The following is a 24,389-nucleotide window of genomic DNA, read 5'->3' on the forward strand; positions in this document are numbered from 1 at the left end:
CATAAGCGCGTTTACGCGCGTCTTCGACGCGCTATGGCGGTGCGCTGCCGAGCCGGGGCCTAAAGCGTGCACTCGGAAGCGTGGGTCCCGGATCAGCGCAGCAGCGCAAAGAGCGCTGCAGCGCGTCCGGGACACGAGGGAGAAGATTGCCAGAAACATCATAATCGGCGTAACCAGCGGCATGGCGCAAAACCCGCAAATCCCGCCCGCCCTGTTCGATCGCGCGCTTCTGCATATGCGGCAGTCCCGTGTGCGCGCGCAGGGGCCGGTCAGCTTCCTGCTCGACCGCGTCGACGAGGACATGGCCGACCGGCTGGCGGCGGTGATGCGCGAATTTGGCGCCGTTGCCGATCTCTGGACCCCCGGCGAGGGCCTGGCGGCGCTGCGCGCACGCTTCGGCAACGCGCAGCGGGTCGAGCTCGATGCGGCGGGCGAGGAGAAGCTGCCCCTGGCGCCGGAAAGCCTCGAGCTCGTGGCGTCTGCGCTGGCCCTGCAATTCGTCAACGATTTGCCGGGTGTGCTCGCGCAAATCCGTCGGGCGTTGAAGCCCGACGGTCTCTTGCTCGCCGCGATGGTCGGCGGCGACAGCCTGACCGAGCTGCGCCAGGCCTTTGCCGCGGCCGAGGCCGAATGCGAGGGCGGAGTGTCGCCGCGTGTCGCGCCGTTCGCTGACCTGCGCGACATCGGCGCATTGTTGCAGCGGGCGGGCTTTGCGCTTCCGGTGACCGATGTCGATCGCATCGTCGTGCGCTACGCGAATGCCTTCGCGCTGATGCAGGATTTGCGGCGCATGGGCGCAGCCAACGTGCTGGTCGAGCGGCGGCGGACGCCGACACGGCGCGCGACCATGCTGCGGATGGCCGAGATCTATGCCGCGCGGTTTGCGGATCCCGACGGTCGCATCCGCGCAACGTTCGACATCGTCTGGCTCTCCGGCTGGGCGCCGCATGCGAGCCAGCAGCAGCCGCTCAAGCCCGGCTCGGCCAAGGCGAGCCTTGCGGAGGCGGTCAAGAAGGTTAAGCGCGACTAGAGCATGTTGTTTTTTGCCGGAATCGGGATTCCCAGAGGGGACAATTTCTGATTCAAACTCTATGCTGGGAACGGGGGCCAGCATGGATGACGCGACCCTATTCGGAAGACCTTCGAGAACTCGCGCTGGCGAGGGCTGATGCGGGCGAGACGGTTCGTTCGATTGCAGAAGCGCTTCAGATCAGTCCTTCCTGTGTGACGAAGTGGAAGAATCTGCGGCGGGAGACCGGAGGCGTTTCGCCCGGCAAGATCGGTGGTCACAAGAAGCCGGTTCTGTCCGGCACCAACGCCGACTGGCTACGCAAACGCATTCGCTCCGGACCATTCACTTTGCGGAAGCTGACGCAGGAACTGGCTGCGCGGGGGATCAAGACAGACGTGCGGGCGGTGTGGACGTTCGTCCATGCCGAAGGGCTGAGCTTCAAAAAAAACGATCCTGCCGGCCGAACAAGATCGTCCCGATATCGCCCGTAAACGGACGCGCTGGAAGACCCATCAGGGCAGGATCGACGCTTCGCGCCTGGTCTTTATCGACGAGACCTGGATCAAAACCAACATGGCGCCGCTGCGAGGCTGGGGGCCGAGCGGGCAACGTCTCCAGGCGTCTGCGCCTTTCGGCCACTGGAAGACCATGACTTTCATCGCGGCGCTCCGCCACGACCGGATCAGCGCCCCATGGGTCATCGACGGTCCCATCAACGGCGAGCTCTTCACCCTTTATATCGAGCAGGTACTGGCGCCGACCCTTGCAAAAGGTGAACTCGTCATCCTTGACAATCTCGGCAGTCACAAGGGCAAGGCGGCGCGCAACGCCATCCGCGCCACAGGAGCCCATCTGCTCTTCCTGCCGCCCTACAGCCCCGACCTCAATCCGATCGAGCAGGTTTTCGCCAAGCTCAAACACCTGATGCGAGCCGCGCAGACGCGTGACGTCGAAGCGACTTGGCGCAAGGTCGGCGAACTCCTCGACGTCTTCTCCAAGGAGGAGTGCGCCAACTATCTCAAAAATTCAGGATATGTTTCCGTATAAAAACATCATGCTCTAGTCTAGCGTGTCCCGGACGCGCTGCAGCGCCCTTGCGCTGCTGCGCAGAGCCGGGACCCAGCCAGTGCCCTCTGGGCCCCGGCTCTGCAGCGCACCGCAAGAGCGCTGCGCTGCGTCCGGGGCATGAGCATCCTCACATCAGCAGATCGATCAGATGCGGTATCAGCGGAATGTCCGCCGGCGGCATCGGATAGTCGCGCAGCTTGTTGGCGCGGACCCAGGCGAGGGTCTGGCCTTCGCGCGCGGTCACCATGCCTTCCCAGCGCCGGCAGATGTAGAGCGGCATCAACAGGTGGAACGTCTCGTAGGCATGGCTTGCGAAGGTGAGCGGCGCCAGGCACGGCTCGCTGACGGTGATTCCGAGCTCCTCATGAAGCTCGCGAATGAGGCTCTGCTCCGGCCGCTCGCCAGGCTCGAGCTTGCCGCCGGGAAACTCCCAGAGGCCGGCAAGCGTCTTGCCCTCGGGGCGCTGCGCGATCAGGACGCGCTTGTCGGCGTCAACAAGCGCGCAGGCCACCACCAATGTCAGTTTGAGTTCGGCCATGCCTGAACTTACGATCGATAGTCGCCGTTGATCGCGACATATTCCTTGGTGAGGTCGCAGGTCAGCACGCGGTCGCGGCCCTTGCCGAGGCCGAGCGAGACCTTGATCGCGATCTCCGGCGCCTTCATTGCCTCCGACACCTGCGCTTCATCATAGGACGGGTCGCGCGCGCCGCTTTTCGCAACGCGGATACCGTTGAAGGAGATCGACAGCTTGTCGCGATCGGCGGGCTCGCCGGCCTTGCCGACCGCCATGACCACGCGGCCCCAATTGGCGTCCTCGCCGGCGATCGCCGTCTTCACCAGCGGCGAGTTCGCGATCGACATCGCGATCTTGCGCGCCGACGCCTTGGTCTTGGCGCCTTCCACGGTGATTTCGACCAGCTTGCGCGCGCCTTCGCCGTCGCGGGCGACCTGCTCGGCGAGGTTGGCGAGGACCTCGTTGAACGCCTTGATGAAGGCCTTCAGGCGCGGGTCGCTAGGGCGGCTGATTCTGGGCGCGCCGTGCTCGGCGGCAGCGCCGGTCGCGAAAGCCAGCAGCGTGTCCGAGGTCGAGGTGTCGCCGTCGATCGTCACCGCGTTAAAGGTGTCCTCGACGCCGCTCTTGAGCAGCGCCTGCAGCGCGGCGGGCGCGATCGGTGCGTCCGTGAAGATGAACGACAGCATGGTCGCCATATCGGGTGCGATCATGCCGGCGCCCTTGGCCATCCCGTTGATGGTGACCTTGGCCTTGCCGAGCTTCACGGTTCTGGTTGCGACCTTCGGGAAGGTGTCGGTGGTCATGATCGCCTTGGCGGCACCCAGCCAGTCGGCGGGCGCGGCGCTCTCGGCGAGGCGGGCGAGCACGCCGTCGAACTTGGTCGCATCCAGCGGTTCGCCGATGACGCCGGTCGAGGCCAGGAAAATCTCGCTTTCGCTACAGCCGACCGCCTTGGCCGCGATCTTGGCGGTCAGCGCCGTCGACGCCCGGCCGGTCTTGCCGGTGAAAGCATTGGCATTGCCGGAATTGACCACCAGCGCGCGCGCCTTGCCGCCTTTCAGCTTGGCGCGGCACCATTCCACCGGCGCGGACGGGCATTTCGACTTGGTGAAGACGCCGGCGACCGCGGTGCCATTGTCCAGAAGCGCGAGCAGCACGTCGGTGCGGTTCTTGTAGCGGATGCCGGCCTCGGCCGTTGCCAACCTGACGCCCGCGATGACGGGCATGTCGGGAACATGTTTCGGGGCAAGCGGGGAGACGGAGGAGGACATCGCGGGGGCGCCTTTTGGGAAGCAAATCCAGATAAGCAGATGCCCGGCACGAGGCCGGGCATCACGATGCTTAGATACTATTGGCGTCAGCGAAGTGACAGCGAATTCTTACTTCTTCGCTGGCGGCGCCATCTTGTTGTCGGCCGGCTTGTCAGCCGGCTTCGCCGCGTCGGCCGGCTTGGCCGCGTCGGCAGCCGGCTGGTCGAGCCGCTCGACCTTGGCTTCAGTGCGCAGCTTCGCGACATAGTCGGCCTGGGCCTTGCGGGTGACGTAGTTCTCGATCTGGGCCTTGACCTGGTCGAAATCCGGCGCCTTGCGGCTGCGCTTTTCCTCGACCTTGATGATGTGCCAGCCGAACTGCGACTTCACGGGGTCGGAGATCTTGCCCGGCTCCAGCGCGAAGGCGACCGCCGAGAATTCCGGCACCATCTGCTCCTTGGTGAAGAAGCCGAGGTCGCCGCCGTCGGCGGAGCCCGGATCCTTGGACTTCTTCTTGGCGAGCTCGGCGAAATCGGCGCCCTTGTCGAGCTCGGCCTTCACGGCCTTGGCCTCGTCCTCGGTCTCGACCAGGATGTGGCGGGCGCGCACCTCCTGCTCGCCGGTGATCTGCTTGGAGGCCTCCTCATAGACCTTCTTCATGGCGTCGGGGGTGGTCGCCGACTTGCCTTCCTGGGCGAGCAGGCTGTCCATCAGAAGCCGGTTGCGGGCGAACGCCAGGCGCTTCTTGAACTCCTCATTGTCGGCGATCTTCTTGTCCTCGGCGGCCTTGGCGACGATCTTCATGTCGATCAGGAAGGCCAGCACGTTCTCGTCCTTGGTCGCCGGGTCCATCTGCGCCAGCGAGGGGCCCAGTTCCTCCTCGGCGAGCGCGACGTCACTCTTCTTGATCTCCACGCCATTGACCTTGGCCAGGACCGGGTCGTCGGCAGCCCGGCCGGGACCCGCGATCAGCGCCAGCGCAAGGCAGCCCGCTAGGGCGGTGGCAAGGCCGAAGCGCAGGCCGGTTTTCGTTACCGGGAACGAGGTGGTCATGGAAAATCCTTATCCTGAAGGGGGTATTTGGGCGGGGCGGACACTCGCCCAATCGGGGTGCCTTGGCAACGCGAAAAACCTGTCAAAATGATGAATTACCGGAAAGCCGGCCGCCGTTGACAAGGCTCAGACCGGGCCATATCTCTGGCCGGTCGCGTCCATGGCGATAGCGTTTATTTTGCTGCGTTTTTGGCCGTTGAACCCAGATTTGCTCAATTCCCACCCATATGGCGGATGACCCCGGAACGGGGTCTTGGCCGCGAGGCGTCACGGTGAGTTGATAGGCAAGTTGGTGACAACCTCTTGGCTGCAACGCGGTATTCGCGAACACAGGAATTTGGCATGATCGGCGCGCTCGCCCGCAAGTTTTTCGGCTCCGCCAACGACCGGCGGGTGAAGGGATACCAATCCCGCGTCAACGCGATCAACGCGCTCGAGCCGGAACTTTCAAAACTCTCGGACGAAGCCCTCAAGGCCCGCACCGCCGAATTCAAGCAGCAGATCGCAAGCGGCAAGACGCTGGACGACCTCCTGGTCCCGGCCTTCGCCACCGTGCGCGAGGCGGCCAAGCGCACGCTCGGCCAGCGCCATTTCGACGTCCAGCTCATCGGCGGCATCGTGCTGCATGAGGGCGACATCGCCGAGATGAAGACCGGTGAAGGCAAGACGCTGGTCGCAACGCTGGCGGTCTACCTCAACGCGCTCGCCGGCAAGGGCGTCCACGTCGTCACCGTCAACGACTACCTCGCCCGCCGCGACTCCGCCTGGATGGGCCAGATTTACGGCTTCCTCGGCATGACCACCGGCGTGATCGTGCACGGGCTCGACGATACCGAGCGCAAGGCGGCCTATGCCTGCGACATCACCTACGGCACCAACAACGAGTACGGCTTCGACTATTTGCGCGACAACATGAAGTACCGGCTCGAGGACATGGTCCAGCGGCCGCATTACTACGCGATCGTCGACGAAGTGGACTCCATTCTCATCGATGAAGCCCGCACCCCGCTGATCATCTCCGGCCCGCTCGACGATCGTTCCGACTTCTACAACACCATCGACACCTTCATGCCGAAGCTGGAGAAGGTCACGGACTACGAGGTCGACGAGAAGCAGCGCACGGTGACCTTGACCGAAGGCGGCATGGAGAAGCTGGAGACGCTGCTGCGCGATGCCGGCCAGCTCAAGGGCGAGTCGCTCTACGACGTCGAGAACGTCTCTGTCGTGCACCATGTTAACCAGGCGCTGCGCGCCCACACGCTGTTCACACGCGACAAGGACTACATCGTCCGCGAAGGCGAGGTCGTGATCATCGACGAATTCACCGGACGCATGATGCCGGGCCGTCGTTATTCGGAAGGCCTGCACCAGGCGCTCGAGGCCAAGGAGCATGTCGCGGTTCAGCCAGAGAACCAGACGCTCGCCTCGATCACCTTCCAGAACTATTTCCGCATGTACGAGAAGCTGGCGGGCATGACCGGCACGGCGGCGACCGAAGCCGACGAATTGTTCGACATCTACAAGCTCGAGGTCGTGGAGATCCCGACCAACCTGCCGGTCGCGCGTCTCGACGAAGACGACGAGGTCTACCGCACGCAGAAGGAAAAATACGTCGCCATCCTCGCCGAGATCGAGCGCGCCAATGCGCGCCTGCAGCCGGTGCTGGTCGGCACGGCGTCCATCGAGAAGTCGGAAGTGCTCGCCGAGTTTTTGAAGCAGAACGGCTACAAGCAGATCGATTTCGGTAAAGAGAGCGCGCTGGAGAAGCTCTACGCCGCCGCCCGCGCCGGCAAGCCCGCAAAGCTGTTTGCGGTGCTGAATGCGCGCTTCCACGAGCAGGAAGCTTATATCGTTGCGGAAGCCGGCGTTCCCGGCGCGATCACGATCGCGACCAACATGGCGGGACGCGGCACCGACATCAAGCTCGGCGGCTCCCTGGAGATGCGTATCCAGCAGGAGACCGCAGGGATCGAGGACGAGGCCGAGAAGGCCAAAAAGATCGAGCAGATCAAGGCCGACATCGAGCATTTCCGCGACATCGTGCTCAAGGCCGAGGAGACCGTCGAGATCGAGCCGGCGAAGGGCGGTAAGCCCGCCAAGACCGTGAAGAAGCCCGGCGGCCTCTACATCATCGGCTCCGAGCGTCACGAGTCCCGCCGCATCGACAACCAGCTCCGCGGCCGCTCCGGCCGTCAGGGCGACCCCGGTCGTTCAAAATTCTTCCTGTCGCTGGAAGACGATTTGATGCGCATCTTCGGCTCGGATCGTCTCGACAGCATGCTGCAGCGGCTCGGCCTGAAAGAGGGCGAGGCCATCATCCATCCCTGGATCAACAAGGCGCTCGAGAAGGCGCAGCAGAAGGTCGAGGCGCGCAACTTCGACATCCGCAAGAACTTGCTCAAGTTCGACAACGTCCAGAACGACCAGCGCAAGGTGATCTTCGATCAGCGCGTCGATCTGATGAAGGACGAGAACGTCGCCGAGACCATCGCCGACATGCGCCATGCCTTCATCGACGACCTCGTCGCCAAGCACGTGCCCGAGCATGTTTATGCCGAGCAGTGGGACGTCGCCGGCCTGAAGGAAGAGCTGAAGCGCGTGCTCGATCTCGATCTGCCGGTCGACGACTGGGCCAAGGAAGAGGGCATCGCCGACGAGGAGCTGCTCACGCGCATCGAGAACCGCGCCGACGAGCACATGGCGGCCAAGGTCGCGCAGTGGGGTCCCGACGTGATGCGTTACGTCGAGAAGACCATTTTGCTGCAGACGCTCGATCATCTCTGGCGCGAGCACCTCATCATGCTCGACCATCTGCGCCAGGTCATTGGCCTCCGCGGTTACGGCCAGCGCGATCCGTTGCAGGAGTACAAGACCGAGGCATTCAATCTCTTCCAGGAGATGAGCGCGCACTTGCGCGAGGCCGTCACAGCGCAGCTCATGCGCGTCGAGATCATCCCGCCGGAGCAGGAAGCGCCGGTCATTCCGGCGATGGAAGCGCACAAGCTCAATCCTGATACCGGCGAGGACGAGATGGCCTTCGCCAACGTGACGCTGGCCCCCCAGGCCAACGCCGCGCAGCGCGATCCGAAGAACCCCGCATCCTGGGGCAAGGTCGGCCGCAACGAGGACTGCCCCTGCGGCAGCGGCAAGAAGTACAAGCACTGCCACGGCCGGTATGCGTGAGGACTGAGGTGCGCCGCGTGACCTCTGAGGCGCGACGCTCTCGCCTCACTCTCCACTGTCGTCGCCCGGCTTGACCGGGCGACCCAGTACGCCGCGGCTCCTCCGCTCAACCACAACCGTCTCTGGAATACTGGATCGCCCGCTTTCGCGGGCGATTACGATCGCGTGTGTGGTGCGCAGCTTGGTCCACATCATCAAGCCACGACATCTGCACGAACCGCTCAATTCGAGCTATCGATCAGACTCTCCAGCAGCCGCTTCAATTCGCTCGTCGACTTGTCGCCGTAGCTCTCGACGATGTGCTCCTCCTGGTCGACCGCGAGCGAGTTGAGCTTCTTGCACAGCACCTTGCCGCGGTCGGAGATGAACATCAGGACCTTGCGGCGGTCGTTCGGGTCCTGCACGCGATAGACCAGCGCGTCGGAGACCATGCGGTCGATCATCTTGGTCAAAGTCGGATGGTTGAGCAGCACGGCATCCGCGAGTTCGCCCATCGAATGACCGTCGCCGTCGGACAGGACTTTGAGGATGCGCCACTGCTCGACCGGTACGCCCTCCTTGCTCAATCGCAGCTCAAGCTGGCGGTTGATCTCCCGGTTGGCTTGCGCCAGCAGGTAGGCGAGGTGCTCGGTGATGGGGGAGTTCTCTTTCGGCGGTTTGGCCACGGCTTAAGACTTCGTATTGGTGCAAATGAGTGAATGTCTTGCAATTGCTGCTGCATCTATATGCACTTCAATTCTTGAATATTCAATATTTTCAAAATAGGATGATTGCCCAACAAAAGGGCGGATGCCGAGGTCGCCCGCTGAATGTGCTTTAGGTCTGGTACCGGACAGGAGTTGGTGTGGGCTCGACGGTCAACTTCCCGGCTTCCGGCGGGCCCGCCTTCCCGCCGTCCCTGCTGTTGAGGAATCTGTCGTCGCCGGCGATCGATTGGGCATTGTCGCCGAGCGATCACTCGTTCTTCCGGCGGCGCGGCGCCAGCAGCAAGCTTCGCATCGGCGGCTTCATCTGCTGCAGCGGCTCGCCCGGGGTCTGGGGTCCGTGCGCCACCAGCAGCGCGCAGCTCGCCGTCGCCGAGATCAACAAGCGCGGCGGCATTCTCGGACGCGAGATCGAGCTGTCGATCTACGACGCCGGCGGGCCGCTCGACGAGATCCTCGATCGTGCCGAGCAGGCGATCGCCTTCGACGAGGTCGATCTCATCGTAGGCCTGCACACCAGCGCGGTCCGCGTCGCCTTGCGCAAGGTCACCACGCGCAACCGCATCCCCTACATCTACACGCCGGTCTATGAGGGCGGCGAACAGACGCCGGGCGTCATGGCGATCGGCGAGACGCCGCGCTGGCAGAGCCGGCCGTCGATCCACTGGCTCGCCGACGTCAAGAAGGCCGCGCGCTGCTACCTGATCGGCAGCGACTATGTCTGGCCCTGGCAGTCGCATCGCGCGGTGAAGCGCTACATCAAGGAGACCGGCGGCCACGTCGTGGGCGAGGAGTTCGTGTCGCTCGGCGAGGACAATCACGAGCCGCACCTGGCGCGGATCCGCGCCGCCAAGCCCGATGTCGTGCTGATCTCGCTGATCGGCACCGACAGCATCACCTTCAATCGCGCCTTCGGCGAATGCGGCCTCGGCGCGACCACGCTGCGGCTTGCCGGTGCGATGGACGAGACCGTGCTGCTCGGCATCGGCGCCGACAACTCCGAGAACCTGTTCTGCGCCTCCGGCTATTTCCCCGCCGTCGGCTCGCGCGCCAATGACGACTTCCAGAGCCGCTACAGCGCGATGTTCGGTCCGAACGCCCCGCCGATCGGCTCGCTCGGGCAATCCAGCTATGAGGGGCTGCGCTTCCTCGAAGCGGTTGCGGCCAAGGCCGGCACACTGGCGATGGGGCCGATGCTCGCGGCGGCGCGCAACGTCGTCTACAGCGGCGCGCGCGGCCCCGTCACGGTGCGCAACGGCCACGCGAAGATGCCGATGTATCTCGCCGAGGCCGATGGTCTCGACTTCAAGCTGATCAAGCCGATCTGACGCCGGCGCGGACATCCGCAAAGCGTGCCTCTTCAAAATAATACTTGAAAAGGAAAATATTTCCGTTTTGAATGTTGCGACAAGGCCGGTGGGTCTGCGCTCGCAAAGCGGACCGCGGCCGCACGCCCAAGAGACCGTCCAGGGATCGTTCAAAGCTTTGAGGAGAGCGTCGTGTCAGTTGTCCTTCCCACCCCAACCCAGCTCCGCAGCGTCGCTCAGCAGTGCGGCCTTGCGCTGACCGATGAAGACGTCGCCTCGTTTCGCGGCCTGATGCAGGGCTCGATCGAGGCCTACAATCTCGTCGCGGCGATGCCCGACGAACTGCCGCCGGTGAAATATCCGCGGACGCCGGGCTACCGGCCCTCGCCGGACGAAAACCCGCGCAACGCCTGGTATCGCAAGTCGACCGTGAAGGGCGCCCCCAGCGGCAAGCTCAAGGGCAAGACGGTTGCGCTGAAGGACAACATCATGCTCGCTGGCGTTCCCATGATGAACGGCTCGGCGACGCTGGAGGGCTATGTGCCCGATTTCGACGCCACCATCGTCACGCGCATGCTGGACGCCGGCGCCGAGATCGCCGGCAAGGTGCACTGCGAATCCTTCTGCATGTCCGGCGGCAGCCATACCGGCGCGGTCGGTCCGGTGCACAATCCGCACAAGATGGGCTATTCGGCCGGCGGCTCGTCCTCCGGAAGCGGCGTCGTCGTCGCGCTCGGCGAGGTCGACATGGCGATCGGCGGCGACCAGGGCGGCTCGATCCGCATGCCGTCCTCGTTCTGCGGCATCTACGGCATGAAGCCGACCTGGGGCCTCGTGCCCTACACCGGCATCATGCCGATCGAGATTTTTGTCGATCACACCGGCCCGATGACGGCGACGGTCGCCGACAATGCGCTGCTGCTCGAGGTGATCGCCGGCGACGACGGCTACGATCCCCGCATCAAGTCACCCAAGGTCGACGAGTACACCAAGGCGCTGGGGGCCGGCATCAAGGGCATGAAGATCGGCATCCTCAAGGAGGGTTTTGAGCTGCCGACCGCAGAAGCAGCCGTCAATGAGAGCGTGCGCGAGGCGGCGAAGCGCTTCAGGGATCTCGGCGCTACCGTCGAGACCGTGTCGATACCGATGCATCTCGCAGGTCCCGCGATCTGGACGCCGATCGGCACCGAGGGCATGACCCAGACCATGATGTATGGCGACGGCTACGGCCTCAGCCGCGGCGATCTCTATTCGACCTCGCTGATGGATTTCCACCGCGGCTGGCGCCGGCAGGCCGATTCCCTCTCCGAGACGACTAAGCTGTTCCTTCTGCTCGGCACCTACATCAACAACACCTTCGGCCCCCGCTATTACGGCAAGGCGCTCAACATCTCCCGCCGCCTGACGGCGGCCTATGACAAGGCGTTCGGCGATTACGACCTCCTGCTGCTGCCGACGACGCCGATGAAGGCGACGCCGTTGCCGCCGGCCAATGCCAGCCGCGAGGACTATGTCGCTCGCGCGCTGGAGATGATCGCCAACACCGCGCCATTCGACATCACCCATCACCCCGCAATGTCATTGCCGTGCGGCATGGTCGACGGCCTGCCGGTCGGGCTGATGCTGGTCGGCCGCCACTTCGAGGAATCGACGATCTACCGCGCCGCGCATGCCTTCGAGCAGATCGGCGACTGGAAGAAGATGTGAGGCGAGACGTGATGCCGGCTGGGTGGATCGCAACGTATGGCTAACGCATTCGTCGCGGCGTTCGAAATCCTGAGCTTTGGCGCGATCATCGTCCTGATCGTGCTGGGGCTCGGGATCATCGCCAGCATGATGGGCATCTTCAACTTCGCGCAAGGAGAGTTCGTCCTGCTCGGGGCCTACATCACCTATCTCGCCTATAGCCACGGCCTGCCGATCTGGGCTGGCATGGTCGCCGCGCCCTTCCTGGTCGGGGCGCTCGGCTTCGCGCTGGAGGGGCTGATCATCCGCCGCTTCTACGCTGCGCCGATCGTCGCCATGCTCGGCACCTATGCGCTCGGCCTGATCATCCGCGAGTCCGTGCGCGGGCTGATCGGCGGCTTCTATCTGACCGTGCCCGAGCCGATCGGCGGCTCGATCGACATCGGCACCATGCACATCTCGACCTGGCGCTTCATCATCATCGTGATCACGCTCCTGGTGATGGGCGCCTGCTATCTCCTGCTCTCGCGCACCAGCTTTGGCCTGCGCGTGCGCGCCACGCTGGAGAACCCGGCTCTGGCGCGCGCCTCCGGCATTTCGACGCCGCTGATCTACGGCGTCACTTTTGCCTTCGGTGCGGCGCTCGCAGGGCTTGCCGGCGCGCTGATCGTGCCGGTCTTCAGCCTGTTTGCCGATCTCGGCATCCGCTTCCTGATTCAAGGGTTTGTCGCCGTCATGGTCGGCGGCGTCGGATCGTTCATCGGACCGGTCGCGGGCGCCGGCGTCATTGGCACGCTCAGCGCCGCGCTGCCATGGGTCATGGCGCCCGTCATCGCCGACGTCCTCGTCTTCGTTCTTGCAATTGCCTTCATCAAATTCCGGCCGCAAGGCCTCATCGCTGGAAAAGGGGTTTAGTCCATGTTCGATCGCGTCAATCTCACCCGCCGCCGCTTCCTCTCCAATTTCGCCTTTGCTTCCGGCGCGATCGCGACCGGCGCCACCAGCTGGGTGATTCGTCCCGACTGGGCGAACGCGGCGGAGGGCCCGATCAAGGTCGGGATTGCGACCGACCTCACCGGCCCGATCGCCTATGCCGGCAACGCCGACGCCAACGTCGCCAAGATGGTGATCAAGGAGATCAATAACACCGGCGGCCTGCTGGGCCGGCCGCTCGAGCTCTACATCGAAGATACCGCCTCGAACGAATCCGTGGCCGTCGGCAACGTGCGCAAGCTGATCCAGCGCGACAAGGTCGACATGGTGCTGGGCGGCATCACCTCGTCGATGCGCAACGCGATCAAGGATCCGATCGTGGCGCGCGGCAAGACGCTCTACATCTATCCGCAGCTCTACGAGGGCAAGGAGTGCACGCCGTTCCTGTTCTGCACCGGGCCGACGCCTGCGCAGCAATGCGACGAGTTCATCCCCTGGCTGATCAAGAACGGCGGCAAGAAGTTCGCGCTGCCGAGCGCCAACTATGTCTGGCCGCACACGCTGAACGTCTATGCCCGCAAGGTGATCGAATCCAATGGCGGCGAGGTGGTGTTCGAGGAATACTACCCGCTCGACCAGATCGACTTCTCGGCAACCGTCAACCGCATCATCTCCAACAAGGTCGACGTCGTCTTCAACACCGTGATCCCGCCCGGCGTCGGACCGTTCTTTAAGCAGCTCTATGAGGCGGGCTTCCTCAAGAATGGCGGACGGCTCGCTTGCGTCTACTACGACGAGAACACGCTCAACATCAACCAGGCGAACGAGATCGAGGGCCTCGCAAGCTGCCTCGACTATTTCAAGGTGCTGACCAAGGAGGACCCGGTCAACGCCAGGATCCAGGCCGCCTATGAGAAGGATTTCCCCGGCAACTTCCTGTTCGCCGCCGGCAGTGCCGCGACCGGCACCTACCGCGGCTTGAAGTTGTGGGAGGCCGCGGTCAAGGAGGCCGGCAAGATCGATCGCGAGTCGGTTGCCGCCGCACTCGATCACGCCAAGATCGCGGAAGGTCCGGGCGGGCCGGCCGAAATGGTGCCGGGCAAACGCCACTGCAAGATGAAGATGTACACGGCGGTGGCCAAGGGCGGCAATTACGAGATCGTCGGCCGCAGCGACGGGCTCGTCGATCCCAAAGAGTGCTGAGACCGAATGCTGAAGTCGATGAGTGTGGTAAGAGAAGCCATCGACGCCGATGTCGGCGACGAGCCGGACGGTGCGATGGCTGAAAGCGAAGCGCGGCAGGCCGCCTCGGGACGAAAGGTCCTGCCGATCGTCGAGGGTCTGGTGCTGCTGGCGGCGCTGATTGCGCCGCTCGTGCTGCAGGACTATCTCACGGTGTTTGCGACCCGCGTCATCATCCTGGCGCTGTTCGCGCTGTCGTTCGACCTCGTCTGGGGCTATGCCGGCATCATGAGCTTCGGCCAGGCCCTGTTCTTCGGCTCGGCCGGCTACGGCGTGGCGCTGCTGGCGCGCGATCTCGACATCACCAACATCTTCCTGGTGCTCCCTGCGGGCACGATCATTGGTCTCACCTTCGCACTCCTGCTCGGCGGCTTCCTGCTGCTCGGCCGGCATCCGTCGAGCGTGATCTTCGTCGCGCTCGGCACGCTGACCGGCTCCTACGCCGCCGACCGCCTCGCGCGCGGCTGGTATTATCTTGGCGGCCAGAACGGCATCCCCTCGATTTCGCCGATGACGCTCGGCTCCTACGAATTCTCCGAGGGGTCGGTCTTCTACTATCTCACGCTCGGCATCCTCGTCGTCGCCTATCTCCTGTGCCGCTTCCTGGTGCGCTCGCAATTCGGCCTGGCGCTCGCGGGCCTTCGCGAGAACGAGCAGCGTATCGCATTCTTTGGCTACAAGGCCCAGCATCTTAAGGCCATCGTGTTCGCGGTCGGCGGCAGCATCGCCGGCCTTGCCGGCAGCCTCTACGCCTTCCACGAAGGGTTTGTCTGGCCCAACATGGTCGGCGTCGTCGTATCCACCCAGGTCGTGCTCTACGTGCTGTTCGGCGGCTCCGGCACGCTGATCGGCGCCGTGATCGGCACCGTGATCATCGAAGGCGTCAGCTTCTGGCTGTCGGACAATTATCGCGACATCTGGCCAATCATCTTGGGCGTGCTGCTGCTGTTCGTCATCCTGTTCCGTCCCCTAGGCCTGATCAGCTTCGTGTTAGGAGAACGCGAGCGCGTCGGCAGCTTTGGTGCGAAGCCCAAGGAGACTGAAAAGGAGAAGCGCAATGCCGCTTCTTGAAGCCGCAGGCATCACGAAAATCTTCGGCAAGCTCACAGCGCTCGATGGCGCCACGCTTACCGTCGGCGAGAACGAGTTTCACGGCCTGATCGGGCCGAACGGCTCGGGCAAGAGCACGCTGATGAAGTGCATCGCGGGCGCCGAGGTGCCGACGCAGGGCAAGGTCTCTTTCGTCAACGCCGACATCACCGCGTTCACGCCGACCGAGCGCGCGCGGGCCGGCATGAGCCTGAAATTCCAGATCACGAGCGTGCTGCCGACGCTCACGCTGTACGACAACATCCTGCTGGCGCTGCAGGCGCAGTCCTCGCTGTTCGATCTCGTGTTCTCGCGCACCCGCGGCGCGCTGCATGACCAGGTGATGGCGATGCTGACGCAGTTCCGTCTTGCGAGCCGCGCCTTCGATGCGGCGGCGACGCTGTCGCACGGCCAGCAGCAATGGCTGGAGATCGCGATGGCGCTCGCCGGCAAGCCGCGGCTTCTGCTGCTCGACGAGCCGACCGGCGGCATGAGCCTGGAGGAGCGCCGCGTCACCGGTGAGTTGCTCGCGCCGATCAAGCAGCACTGCTCACTCGTCATCGTCGAGCACGATCTAGATTTCATCCGCGACATCTGCGACCGCCTCACCGTGCTCGACCAGGGCAAGGTGCTGGCATCAGGTACGGTGTCGGAGATCCAGGCCAACAAGTCCGTCCAGGAGATTTATTTGCGCCGTGCCTGAGCAGGAGTTTTTGCATATCAAGCATCTCGACGCCGGCTATGGCCGCAGCCAGGTGCTGTTCGACGTCAGCCTCGGCATTCCCTGGCGCGGCGGCGTCGCTGTGCTCGGCCGCAACGGCGCCGGCAAGACCACGCTGATGAAGACGATCGTCGGCGAGCTGCCGGCGTGGAAGGGCGAGGTCGCCTTCGATGGCCACGACATCAGCCGCCGCGCTACCCAAGAGCGCGTGCGCGCCGGCATCGGCTACGTGCCGCAGGAGCATTCGGTGTTCGCCCGTCTGTCGGTACGCGACAATCTCGCCGTCGGCTCGCTCGCGGCCAAGGATTCCGCCGCCGTCGACCGCGTGCTGACGATCTTCCCGAAGCTCGGCCAGCGCCTCGACCAGCCCGCCGGCACGCTCTCCGGAGGCGAGCGCAAGATGCTCGCCATCGGCCGCGCCATGCTGGGCGATCCAAAACTCCTGCTGCTGGACGAGCCGACCGAAGGCGTCTGGATCGGCGTTATCGAGGAGATCACCGAGCGCCTGATCGAGCTCGCCAAGCAGATCGCGGTGATCATCGTCGAGCAGCACCTCGACCTCGCGCTAAGGGTCGCCGACTACGCTTACGTCCTCGACCGCGGCCGCGTCGCATTGCAGGGCGCGGCGGGAGATGTGCGGGGGAATCCGGAGCTGCTAAGGTATCTGGCGCCGTAGGGAATTTCAGGTGCCCCAACTTGTCGGGCGTGCACAGCCGGTGCGCGCACTCCGCATCTCGTCGCACGGCTCGACCGGGCGACACAGTTCGCCGCGGCCTCTCCGTATCCTCGCGCTGTCTCTGGAATACTGGATTCCCCGCTTTCGCGGGGAATGACGGCTGAGTGTGTCTCTGGACGCGAAGACGTCGCCTACTTCACCGCCCCGAACCGGCTGTCGAATGAGTTCGACGACATCACCGGCGCGGCGCCTGCGAGTTGCGCGTCTTTGCTGCCGGCTGCAGCCGCGTTATCCGACACTGGCGGCTTCAGCGGCGGGCGTGAGGCGGCGACCTTGGTGTCGGCCGGCTTCGGCTCGGCGGGTTTGGCGGCTGCGACCGGCTTGGCTGCTTCCTTAGCAGTTTCCTTGGGGGCGTCCTTCGCGTCCTTGGCCGTGCCGTGTCCCGGCACGAACCGGGTCACCGCGGCCTTCAGCCGGGATGCGGCCGTGGGCGGAGTTGCCGAAGCGGTGGTGGCCGGCGGCGGCGATGCGGTCGCCGTGGTGTCGGCACTACCCATGCCCATCTTGCGGGCGAGGCCGGAGAAGAAGCCGCCGCCTTGCGAATTCTCTTTGTCAGTGGGCGCGGCGGCCGCGACGCGGGTGTTGCTGGCTTGCGCAGGGGCGGCGACGACCGGCTCGCTCTGCGGGCTTGCTGCGGCAGGCTCGAGGTTCGGCCTCGGCGGATTGACGGTGCCGGGGATCGTGCCGGGCGCCTTCGACATCGCCAGCATCTGCAGCGTGGAGCCTTCGGCGCCCTCGGACAGGCCCGTCGAGCCTTCCGGAATCTTCGCGGCGAACACCTTGTTCATGCCGCCGTCGATGCCGGTATTCATGCGCGCCATCGGCGTGCCCTTGGCGACGAGCCTGGCGTATTCCGCCTCGTCCTTCTGCTCCTTCTCGCGCACGGCGCTCGCGATGTCGTCGGGGATCACGTAGGCCGGGCACTTTGCGGAGGCATCGAACACGGGATCGCGCTTGGCATCCGGCGTCTTCGCCGCGTCGAAGACGTACTTCTTCTCGCAGAAATCGACCTTCGGCTCCTGCCGCGTCACCTCGAAATGATCATTGCCTTCCTTGATCATCTTCCAGAAGGCCATGTTTGGATTGTTGCGGTGCTTGGCCATGTTCACCGGCGTCATCCGGAACGGATACGCCTGGAACTGGAACGCCTTCTGGCCGCCGAAAAAGGACTCACGCCCGAGCGAATAGATCTCCGCGATCTGCTCGTCCGTCATCGCGTAGCAACCGCGCGAGGAGCAGTCGCCGTGCACCATCAACTGCGAGCCGGAGCGGCCGAGCGCGCGGTCGAACGCGTTGGGATAGCCGGTGTTGAACGAGAGGTAATAGGCCGACTGCGGATTCATCTGGCTGGGGTTGATCGAGTAGAACCCCTCGGGCGCCTGGCGGTCGCCTTCGCGCACCTTCGGCCCGAGATCGCCCGACCAGCGGCAGATCGGATAGGTCTTGAGCAGCGCGAACTGGCCGCTTCGGGTCTGCTTCCAGACCTCAAGCTCGGCCTCCTGCTTGAACAGGCGGACCAGGATCGGCGATTGCAGATCCATGTCCTTCTCGGTCATCGCGGCGAGAAGCTTTGGCGAGACGGGTTGGTTGGCCTTGGCGTTGGTCGCAAGCGAGACCTGATCGGTGTCGCAGCCAGCCAGCAGCACGCTGGTGACAAGCGCAACCGACGTCAAAAGCGCGCGTGCAAGCGAGCTAGAAATCAAGATGGACCCCACACTCACCGGGCAAATCGCAAAACCCCCAGGTTTGGAGCATGGCCTGACCGGCGATCCGGACCCGCGATTGACGGGTTTTTTGCAGACCAAGCCCCAGCGCTTATGCCCTGAAGCCATTGATTAAAATCTTACCCTCTGGGCCAAACCGTCGCAACCCAGGCGCGGATCACGAGCCCGTTGCCCCATAGGGATGGTCAACAAAGACTAAATCAGGGCGTAGCGGCTCAATTACGGCCGGGATCGCCGATTCGGGCGAAAAAAGGGTTAATGGGGTGTTAGCGGGCTATTGAGGCCGTCATTCGGGGATGGTCTCGTGCCCCGGACGCGACGCAGCGCGGAGCGGTGCGTCGCTGAGCCGGGGCCCATGCCGCAGGTGATCGTGTGGCCTGCTGGGTCCCGGCTCTGCGGAGCAGCGTTGCACGCTGCACCGCGTCCGGGACACGGCACCCCCAAATCACGCCAGTTTGCGGCCGATTTCGAGGAATTTCTGCCGACGCTGTTTGCGGATGGCGTCCGCATCGAGGTTGCGCAGCTCGATGAAGGCCTGCTCGATCGCCTCGCCCGTGGTGGCGATCATGGCGGCGGGGTCGCGGTGGGCGCCGCCGACGGGTTCTTTGAGGATGCTGTCGATGACGCCGAAGCGCAGCATGTCCTGGGCTGTGATCTTCATGCTGTTGGCGGCTTCCTGGGCCTTGGTGCCGTCGCGCCAGAGGATCGAGGAGGCGGCCTCCGGCGAGATCACGCTGTAGATCGCATGCTCCAGCATCAGGACGCGGTTCGCCGTGGTGATCGCGATCGCGCCGCCCGACATGCCCTCGCCGGTGATGATCGCAACGTTCGGCACGCCTAGCGACAGGCAGGCGTCCGTCGAGCGCGCAATCGCTTCGGCCTGTCCGCGCTCTTCCGCGCCGATGCCGGGATAGGCGCCGGCAGAATCGACGATCGACAGCACGGGCAGGCCAAACCGCTCGGCCATCTCCATCAGCCGCACCGCCTTGCGATAGCCTTCGGGCCGCGCCATGCCGAAATTGTGCTTGATGCGGCTCTCGGTGGAATCGCCCTTTTCCTGGCCCATCACGCAGATGGCTTCGCCGCGGAAGCGGCCGAAGCCTGCGACCAGCGCCTCGTCCTCGCCGAACTTGCGGTCGCCGGCGAGCGGGGTGAATTCGGTGACCAGGCCGTTGATGAAGTCGGAGAAGTGCGGCCGCTGCGGATGGCGGGCGACCAGCGTCTTCTGCCACGGCGTCAAATTCGCATAGAGATCGGCGAGCGCCTGCGCCGCCTTGTCCTCGATCTTGCCGACCTCCTCGGCAATGTCGCCGGAGGCCGAGAGCGCGCGCAATTCGTCGAGCTTGGAATCGAGCTCGGCGACGGGCTTTTCGAAATCGAGATAGCTGCGCATGAGGTCTGACATCGGTTCAATATAGGGGGCAGGGTGGGGAGACGAAGCAGATTTCCGGCGGGACAGAGAAGTGGAGCGTCTTCAATGGCTTGGCGCGGGATAAGAGCAGCCGCGCGCCAAATCGCGACAAAGGCAGACGGCTCTTTCTGCGGAGACGGGGCGGAAGTCAAGGCGGATGGTGGTGGCTCTCGTGTCCCGACTCCAACCTCCGCTGTCGTTCCGGATTTGCGCTTACGCTTGTCCGGGACCACGGCGGAGGTTGCTTCGCCTACTTCTCCGCCAGCGGGTGCAGGTCGCGCACCAGGCTCTTCAGGCGCTCCTCCACCACATGGGTGTAAATCTGCGTCGTCGAGATGTCGGTGTGGCCGAGCAGCGTCTGCACGATGCGCAGGTCGGCGCCGTTGTGGAGGAGGTGGCTGGCAAAGGCGTGGCGCAGCACGTGCGGGGAGACGAGGCGCGCCTGAAGACCGGAGGCGACCGCGAGCTCCTTCAGGTCGCGGGCAAAATGCTGCCGCGTCAGGTGGCCGCTTTCGCCGAAGGAGGGAAACAGCCATTTCGAGGCTGCGAGGCTGCCTTTCTTGTTCGACTTGCCGTCGCCCTTGCTGTCGCCTTTGGCGGCGTCCGTTGCCGCAAGATAATCCGCCATCGCCTGCCGCGCGGCCTCGTTGAGTGGCACCAGGCGCTCCTTGTTGCCCTTGCCGCGCACCACGATCATGCGCGCGTCGCGCTTTGCGGCCGAGCGCGGCAGCGACACCAGTTCGGAGACACGCAGGCCCGTGGCGTAAAGTACTTCGAGCAGGCAATAGAGCCGCAAGCTGCGGAGCCGCTGGGAGAGCGACGCGTCCGCCGCCTCACTCAGCTCCTTGGCGCGTCTCAGCATGCGATCGACGTCGGCAATCGACAGCACCTTCGGCAGGCTGCGGCCGCGCTTCGGTCCCGAGAGGATCGCGGCGGGATAGTCGCTGCGAATGCGCTCGTTGAGCAGGAAGCGAAACAGGTGCCGCATCGCCGACAGGCGGCGGGCGACGCTGGTCGATTTGAACCCGCGCGTATCGAGATCACCGAGATAGTCGCGCAAGACTTGCGTGTCGGCGCCGATGAAATCCTGGCGCTTGTGGGCGAGGAAGTCGGAGAAGTCGGTGAGGTCGCGCCGGTAGGCGTCGAGCGTATTGGGGCCGGCACCTTGTTCCGCCGCGAGCATGTCGAGGAACAGGCCGGTCAGTTGGGTATTGGAGGGCTTTGCTGGCATGCCCCGGAGGCTAGCGCCTATTTCTTGAGAAACTTGTCAGGCGAGATGGTCACGGTCATTTCCCGCGACTTTGGGCTGACGAAATTCGCCAGCGCGAAGATCACGCCATAGACGATGCCGGCGAGTACGGCGACGACCGTCAGGAAGCGGAACAGGCTGGGCATCGGGCGAAGTCTCGGTAGGGGTCTCGTCGGGGCGAATTAACCAATGAAATCATCCAACATGTTCGCCGTTTCGTGGCAAGAGTCTCTGGCGAGGGTCCCTTCGGGGTCGTATAGGTGGCCCCAGATGCCGCCTTTGGCGGCAGATTGAGCGAGATCCATGTCCGAGGCCGCCGTACCAGCACCAAGCTCGCCCGAGCCCGACATCCTGTCGGCGCTTGCGGGCCGCTCGATCGTGCTGGTCGGCATGATGGGGGTCGGCAAATCCACCATCGGCCGGCGCCTCGCGGCCCGGCTCAAGCTGCCTTTCGTCGATGCCGACACTGAGATCGAGGCGGCTGCCGGCATGACCATACCGGAAATCTTCGAGCGCCACGGCGAGCCTTATTTTCGCGACGGCGAGACGCGGGTGATAGCGCGCCTCCTGGACGGCGGCCCGCTGGTGCTCGCCACCGGCGGCGGCGCCTTCATGCGCGAGGAGACGCGGGCGCGCATCGCGGCCAAGGCGGTCTCGATCTGGCTCAGGGCCGATCATGACGTCATCATGCGGCGGGTACGCCGCCGCGCCGATCGCCCGCTGCTGCAAACCGCCGATCCGGAAGGGACGGTAACCCGGTTGCTCAGCGAACGCGAGCCGGTCTACCAGAATGCCGACCTCACGATCTCCTCGCGCGACGTGCCGCATGACCGGATCGTGGAGGAGTGCCTGGAGACGCTGCGCGACTATCTCTGCGGCGCTCCCCACCCTTCGATGTAGCGAGTGCCGCGAGATGACCGCGCCGTTGAAACATTCAGATCCTGTTATCGTCGACGTCGCGCTCGGCGAGCGCACCTACGACATCGTCATCGGCCGGGACGTGCTGGCCTCGCTCGGCGCGCGTGTCGCGGCCCTGCGCCCCGGCGTGCGCACCGCGATCGTCACCGATCGCACCGTCGCAAAGCATTGGTTGGAGCCGGCTGAAGCCTCGCTCGCAGCCGCGGGCGTTCCGACCTCGCGCATCGTTGTTGAAGAAGGCGAGATTTCCAAAACCTATGCCGGGCTCGAAAAGGTCAGCGAGGCGCTGATCGCCGCGAAGATCGAGCGCAACGATCTCGTCATTGCGCTCGGTGGCGGCGTGGTCGGCGATCTCGCCGGCTTTGCGGCCGCGATCCTGCGCCGCGGCGTCGACTTCGTGCAGGTGCCGACCTCGCTTCTGGCTCAGGTTGATTCCAGCGTCGGTGGCAAGACCGGCATCAACTCGCCGCAGGGCAAGAATCTGCTTGGCGCCTTCCACCAGCCGGTGCTGGTCATTGCCGACACCGCCGTGCTCGATACGCTGTCGCCGCGGCAGTTCCGCGCCGGCTATGCTGAGGTCGCCAAATACGGCGTGCTCGGCGACGAGGCCTTCTTCACCTGGCTGGAGAAGAACCACGCCGACATCTTCAAGGGCGGCTCGGCGCGCGAGCACGCGATCGCGACCTCCTGCCGCGCCAAGGCAGGCGTCGTCTCGCGTGATGAGCGCGAGACCGGCGAGCGCGCGCTGCTCAATCTCGGCCACACCTTTGGTCACGCGCTGGAAGCCGCCACCGGCTTCTCCGACCGGCTGTTCCACGGCGAGGGCGTGTCGATCGGCATGGTGCTGGCGGCGGAGTTCTCCGCAAGGCTCGGCATGATCGGTGCGGCGGATGCGGCGCGCGTCGAACGTCACCTTGCGGAGGCTGGCTTGCCAACGCGTCTTCAGGATATCGCGGGCTTTGCGCAGGAGGGGCTTGTCGACGCCGACGCGCTGCTGGCGCTGATGGCGCAGGACAAGAAGGTCAAGCGCGGCAAGCTCACCTTCATCCTCCTGGAAGCAGTCGGGCGCGCCGTCATCGCCAAGGATGTCGAGCCGTCGCTGGTACGCGATTTCCTCAACGACAAGCTCGCGCGCAAGGCGTGATGAGCGATTGATATCGGCGGTTGGGTCATGGATTGGCTCGGATTCTCCATCGTCGTCTTCTGTCTCCTGGTCTCGGCGTTCTTCGCCGCGAGCGAGACCGCGCTGACCGGCGCCTCGCGCGCCAGCATGCTGCGGCTCTCCAGGCAGGGTCATCGCGAGGCCGATGTCGTCTCCCAACTGCTCGATATGCGCGAGCGCCTGATCGGCGCGCTGCTGCTCGGCAACAACATCGCCAATATCGGGGCGTCGGCGATTGCGACCGGCATCTTCACCACCTGGTTCGGTGAGGTCGGCGTGCTCTACGCGACCGGTGTGATGACCGCGCTGGTCGTGATCTTCGCGGAAGTCTTGCCAAAGACCATCGCCATCAACGCACCCGACCGCGTCGCGCTCGCCGTGGCGCGTCCGATGCGGCTGACGATGTACGTGCTCGGGCCGCTATTGACGGTGGTGGAAGTCATCGTGCGCCTGTTGATGCGGCTGTTCGGTCTTGCCGGCGAGCACCAGGCGATCCTGTCGCCGACCGAGCGCCTGCGCGGCGCGGTCGACCTCTTGCACCATGAAGGCAAGGTCGAGAAGCAGGACCGCGACATGCTCGGCGGTCTCCTCGACCTGCGTGAGCTTCAGGTGTCCGACGTCATGATCCATCGTACCGAGATGATGATGATCAACGCCGACCTGCCGCCGGAGGATCTGGTGCGCGAGGTGCTGGCGACCGAATACACCCGCATCCCGCTGTGGCGCGACAAGCCCGAGAACATCATCGGCGTGCTGCACGCCAAGGACCTGTTGCGCGCCATTCGGGCCTCCGAAGGCGACACCTCGCGCATCGACGCCTCGACCATTGCGCTGCCGCCCTGGTTCGTGCCGGAGATGCGCACCGTATCCGAGCAGCTAAAAGCCTTCCGCCGCCGCAAGACCCATTTCGCGCTCGTCGTCGACGAGTACGGCGAAGTTGAAGGTCTTGTGACGCTGGAAGACATTCTGGAAGAGATCGTCGGCGATATCTCCGACGAGCACGACGTGGTCGTCGCCGGCGTGCGCGCCCAGCCAGACGGTTCGGTCGTGGTCGACGGCTCGGTGCCGATCCGCGATCTCAACCGCGCCATGGACTGGCGTCTGCCTGATGGAGAGGCAACGACGGTCGCCGGCCTCGTCATTCACGAGGCGCGCTCGATCCCGGACCGCGGCCAGAGTTTTACGTTCCACGGCTTCCGCTTCCGAGTGCTGCGCCGCGAGCGCAACCGCATCACCGCACTCCGTATTTCGCCGGTGCCGCGCGAAGCGGAGGTGGAGGAGGCCAAGCCGAGGCGGGCAGGGACGTCGTTCTAGCTTCACGCGCTTCTGTCGAACCCTCATGGTGAGGAGGCGCGAAGCGCCGTCTCGAACCATGCAGGCCCGGCGGCAGCCTCTCGGCCTTCATACTTCGAGACGCGCGCAAG

General features: G+C 64.7%; 20 protein-coding genes and 1 pseudogene. 13 read left to right on the forward strand and 8 right to left on the reverse strand.

All coding sequences use genetic code 11. The features are described 5' to 3' along the window. Positions 1-181: 181 nt before the first annotated feature. Together NLN62_RS19455 and NLN62_RS19460 are read left to right on the forward strand one after the other, a co-directional pair. Positions 182-1,030, forward strand: coding sequence for a methyltransferase domain-containing protein (locus NLN62_RS19455; protein WP_254109868.1), 849 nt, complete (start codon positions 182-184; stop codon positions 1,028-1,030). Positions 1,031-1,116: 86 nt separating this feature from the next. Continuing rightward, a protein-coding gene (locus tag NLN62_RS19460) for an IS630 family transposase (protein ID WP_254109869.1) occupies positions 1,117-2,059 on the forward strand; the annotation gives its coding sequence in 2 pieces (ribosomal slippage) (positions 1,117-1,452 and positions 1,454-2,059; 942 coding nt in all). A 148-nt stretch (positions 2,060-2,207) separates the two neighbouring features. Here NLN62_RS19460 and NLN62_RS19465 read toward each other — a convergent pair. The 3 genes from NLN62_RS19465 to NLN62_RS19475 all read right to left on the reverse strand — a co-directional run bounded on the left by NLN62_RS19465 (position 2,208) and on the right by NLN62_RS19475 (position 4,900). Then, a complete protein-coding gene (locus NLN62_RS19465) occupies positions 2,208-2,618 on the reverse strand; it encodes a (deoxy)nucleoside triphosphate pyrophosphohydrolase (RefSeq protein WP_027524062.1) in 411 nt (136 codons plus the stop codon). An 8-nt stretch (positions 2,619-2,626) separates the two neighbouring features. Continuing rightward, positions 2,627-3,868 (reverse strand): bifunctional glutamate N-acetyltransferase/amino-acid acetyltransferase ArgJ, encoded by a 1,242-nt coding sequence (gene argJ, locus NLN62_RS19470; protein ID WP_254109870.1) that lies wholly within the window; start codon positions 3,866-3,868, stop codon positions 2,627-2,629. Positions 3,869-3,976: 108 nt separating this feature from the next. Then, entirely contained in the window at positions 3,977-4,900 is a 924-nt protein-coding gene (locus tag NLN62_RS19475) for a peptidylprolyl isomerase (protein WP_027524064.1), read from the reverse strand. A gap of 342 nt (positions 4,901-5,242) precedes the next feature. On the opposite strand from NLN62_RS19475, the gene secA reads away from it, so the two are divergent. Beyond that, positions 5,243-8,083: a preprotein translocase subunit SecA gene (secA, locus tag NLN62_RS19480; protein WP_027524065.1), complete on the forward strand. Its 2,841-nt coding sequence runs from the start codon at positions 5,243-5,245 to the stop codon at positions 8,081-8,083. A gap of 221 nt (positions 8,084-8,304) precedes the next feature. On the opposite strand, the gene NLN62_RS19485 is transcribed toward secA, so the two are convergent. Continuing rightward, a complete protein-coding gene (locus tag NLN62_RS19485; protein ID WP_027524066.1) occupies positions 8,305-8,748 on the reverse strand; it encodes a MarR family winged helix-turn-helix transcriptional regulator in 444 nt (147 codons plus the stop codon). Between the two features lie 179 nt (positions 8,749-8,927). Here NLN62_RS19485 and NLN62_RS19490 point away from each other — a divergent pair, with 179 nt between their 5' ends. The 7 genes from NLN62_RS19490 to NLN62_RS19520 all read left to right on the forward strand — a co-directional run bounded on the left by NLN62_RS19490 (position 8,928) and on the right by NLN62_RS19520 (position 16,441). Further along, positions 8,928-10,115 carry a substrate-binding domain-containing protein gene (locus tag NLN62_RS19490; RefSeq protein WP_254109871.1) on the forward strand — a complete coding sequence of 396 codons (1,188 nt, stop codon included), beginning with the start codon at positions 8,928-8,930 and terminating at the stop codon, positions 10,113-10,115. Positions 10,116-10,286: 171 nt separating this feature from the next. Next, complete coding sequence (locus NLN62_RS19495; RefSeq protein ID WP_254109872.1) at positions 10,287-11,801, forward strand: amidase; 1,515 nt, start codon at positions 10,287-10,289, stop codon at positions 11,799-11,801. Positions 11,802-11,837: 36 nt separating this feature from the next. Then, the gene (locus NLN62_RS19500; RefSeq protein WP_027524069.1) at positions 11,838-12,695 is read left to right on the forward strand and encodes a branched-chain amino acid ABC transporter permease; all 858 of its coding nucleotides are present in this window, start codon (positions 11,838-11,840) and stop codon (positions 12,693-12,695) included. Positions 12,696-12,698: 3 nt separating this feature from the next. Beyond that, positions 12,699-13,916: a substrate-binding protein gene (locus NLN62_RS19505; protein WP_254109873.1), complete on the forward strand. Its 1,218-nt coding sequence runs from the start codon at positions 12,699-12,701 to the stop codon at positions 13,914-13,916. Between the two features lie 6 nt (positions 13,917-13,922). Further along, positions 13,923-15,026 carry a branched-chain amino acid ABC transporter permease gene (locus tag NLN62_RS19510; RefSeq protein WP_254109874.1) on the forward strand — a complete coding sequence of 368 codons (1,104 nt, stop codon included), beginning with the start codon at positions 13,923-13,925 and terminating at the stop codon, positions 15,024-15,026. Beyond that, on the forward strand, positions 15,013-15,747 hold the full coding sequence (locus NLN62_RS19515) for an ABC transporter ATP-binding protein (protein ID WP_027524072.1): 735 nt from the start codon (positions 15,013-15,015) through the stop codon (positions 15,745-15,747). The genes NLN62_RS19510 and NLN62_RS19515 overlap by 14 nt, the downstream gene beginning before the upstream one ends. Then, a complete protein-coding gene (locus NLN62_RS19520) occupies positions 15,740-16,441 on the forward strand; it encodes an ABC transporter ATP-binding protein (RefSeq protein ID WP_254109875.1) in 702 nt (233 codons plus the stop codon). The genes NLN62_RS19515 and NLN62_RS19520 overlap by 8 nt, the downstream gene beginning before the upstream one ends. A gap of 191 nt (positions 16,442-16,632) precedes the next feature. Here the strand turns inward: NLN62_RS19520 and NLN62_RS19525 are convergent, their stop codons facing one another. The 4 genes from NLN62_RS19525 to NLN62_RS19540 form a co-directional block, all read right to left on the reverse strand. After that, positions 16,633-18,204: a L,D-transpeptidase family protein gene (locus NLN62_RS19525; RefSeq protein WP_254109876.1), complete on the reverse strand. Its 1,572-nt coding sequence runs from the start codon at positions 18,202-18,204 to the stop codon at positions 16,633-16,635. A 466-nt stretch (positions 18,205-18,670) separates the two neighbouring features. Continuing rightward, positions 18,671-19,630, reverse strand: coding sequence for an acetyl-CoA carboxylase carboxyltransferase subunit alpha (locus NLN62_RS19530; protein ID WP_027524075.1), 960 nt, complete (start codon positions 19,628-19,630; stop codon positions 18,671-18,673). Positions 19,631-19,886: 256 nt separating this feature from the next. Further along, the gene (gene xerD, locus NLN62_RS19535) at positions 19,887-20,867 is read right to left on the reverse strand and encodes a site-specific tyrosine recombinase XerD (RefSeq protein WP_254109877.1); all 981 of its coding nucleotides are present in this window, start codon (positions 20,865-20,867) and stop codon (positions 19,887-19,889) included. Positions 20,868-20,884: 17 nt separating this feature from the next. After that, complete coding sequence (locus NLN62_RS19540) at positions 20,885-21,031, reverse strand: hypothetical protein (RefSeq protein ID WP_035662856.1); 147 nt, start codon at positions 21,029-21,031, stop codon at positions 20,885-20,887. A 157-nt stretch (positions 21,032-21,188) separates the two neighbouring features. On the opposite strand from NLN62_RS19540, the pseudogene NLN62_RS19545 reads away from it, so the two are divergent. The 3 genes and pseudogenes from NLN62_RS19545 to NLN62_RS19555 all read left to right on the forward strand — a co-directional run bounded on the left by NLN62_RS19545 (position 21,189) and on the right by NLN62_RS19555 (position 24,279). After that, a pseudogene (locus NLN62_RS19545) lies at positions 21,189-21,802 on the forward strand (shikimate kinase). Then, the gene (gene aroB / locus NLN62_RS19550; RefSeq protein WP_254109878.1) at positions 21,799-22,947 is read left to right on the forward strand and encodes a 3-dehydroquinate synthase; all 1,149 of its coding nucleotides are present in this window, start codon (positions 21,799-21,801) and stop codon (positions 22,945-22,947) included. Before NLN62_RS19545 ends, aroB begins: the two are co-directional and overlap by 4 nt. A gap of 27 nt (positions 22,948-22,974) precedes the next feature. Then, positions 22,975-24,279 carry an HlyC/CorC family transporter gene (locus NLN62_RS19555; RefSeq protein ID WP_027524077.1) on the forward strand — a complete coding sequence of 435 codons (1,305 nt, stop codon included), beginning with the start codon at positions 22,975-22,977 and terminating at the stop codon, positions 24,277-24,279. Positions 24,280-24,389: the final 110 nt, after the last annotated feature.

Origin of the sequence: Bradyrhizobium sp. CCGUVB23 (assembly GCF_024199885.1) — a bacterium.
Lineage (GTDB): Bacteria > Pseudomonadota > Alphaproteobacteria > Rhizobiales > Xanthobacteraceae > Bradyrhizobium.

Excerpts from the sequence above, each read along its gene's own strand:
- NLN62_RS19455 (WP_254109868.1), top strand. The coding sequence starts at position 182 with ATGGCGCAAAACCCGCAAATCCCGCCCGCCCTGTTCGATCGCGCGCTT.
- NLN62_RS19465 (WP_027524062.1), bottom strand. The coding sequence starts at position 2,618 with ATGGCCGAACTCAAACTGACATTGGTGGTGGCCTGCGCGCTTGTTGAC.
- argJ (WP_254109870.1), bottom strand. The coding sequence starts at position 3,868 with ATGTCCTCCTCCGTCTCCCCGCTTGCCCCGAAACATGTTCCCGACATG.
- NLN62_RS19475 (WP_027524064.1), bottom strand. The coding sequence starts at position 4,900 with ATGACCACCTCGTTCCCGGTAACGAAAACCGGCCTGCGCTTCGGCCTT.
- secA (WP_027524065.1), top strand. The coding sequence starts at position 5,243 with ATGATCGGCGCGCTCGCCCGCAAGTTTTTCGGCTCCGCCAACGACCGG.
- NLN62_RS19500 (WP_027524069.1), top strand. The coding sequence starts at position 11,838 with ATGGCTAACGCATTCGTCGCGGCGTTCGAAATCCTGAGCTTTGGCGCG.
- NLN62_RS19505 (WP_254109873.1), top strand. The coding sequence starts at position 12,699 with ATGTTCGATCGCGTCAATCTCACCCGCCGCCGCTTCCTCTCCAATTTC.
- NLN62_RS19510 (WP_254109874.1), top strand. The coding sequence starts at position 13,923 with ATGCTGAAGTCGATGAGTGTGGTAAGAGAAGCCATCGACGCCGATGTC.
- NLN62_RS19515 (WP_027524072.1), top strand. The coding sequence starts at position 15,013 with ATGCCGCTTCTTGAAGCCGCAGGCATCACGAAAATCTTCGGCAAGCTC.
- NLN62_RS19530 (WP_027524075.1), bottom strand. The coding sequence starts at position 19,630 with ATGTCAGACCTCATGCGCAGCTATCTCGATTTCGAAAAGCCCGTCGCC.
- xerD (WP_254109877.1), bottom strand. The coding sequence starts at position 20,867 with ATGCCAGCAAAGCCCTCCAATACCCAACTGACCGGCCTGTTCCTCGAC.
- NLN62_RS19540 (WP_035662856.1), bottom strand. The coding sequence starts at position 21,031 with ATGCCCAGCCTGTTCCGCTTCCTGACGGTCGTCGCCGTACTCGCCGGC.
- aroB (WP_254109878.1), top strand. The coding sequence starts at position 21,799 with ATGACCGCGCCGTTGAAACATTCAGATCCTGTTATCGTCGACGTCGCG.
- NLN62_RS19555 (WP_027524077.1), top strand. The coding sequence starts at position 22,975 with ATGGATTGGCTCGGATTCTCCATCGTCGTCTTCTGTCTCCTGGTCTCG.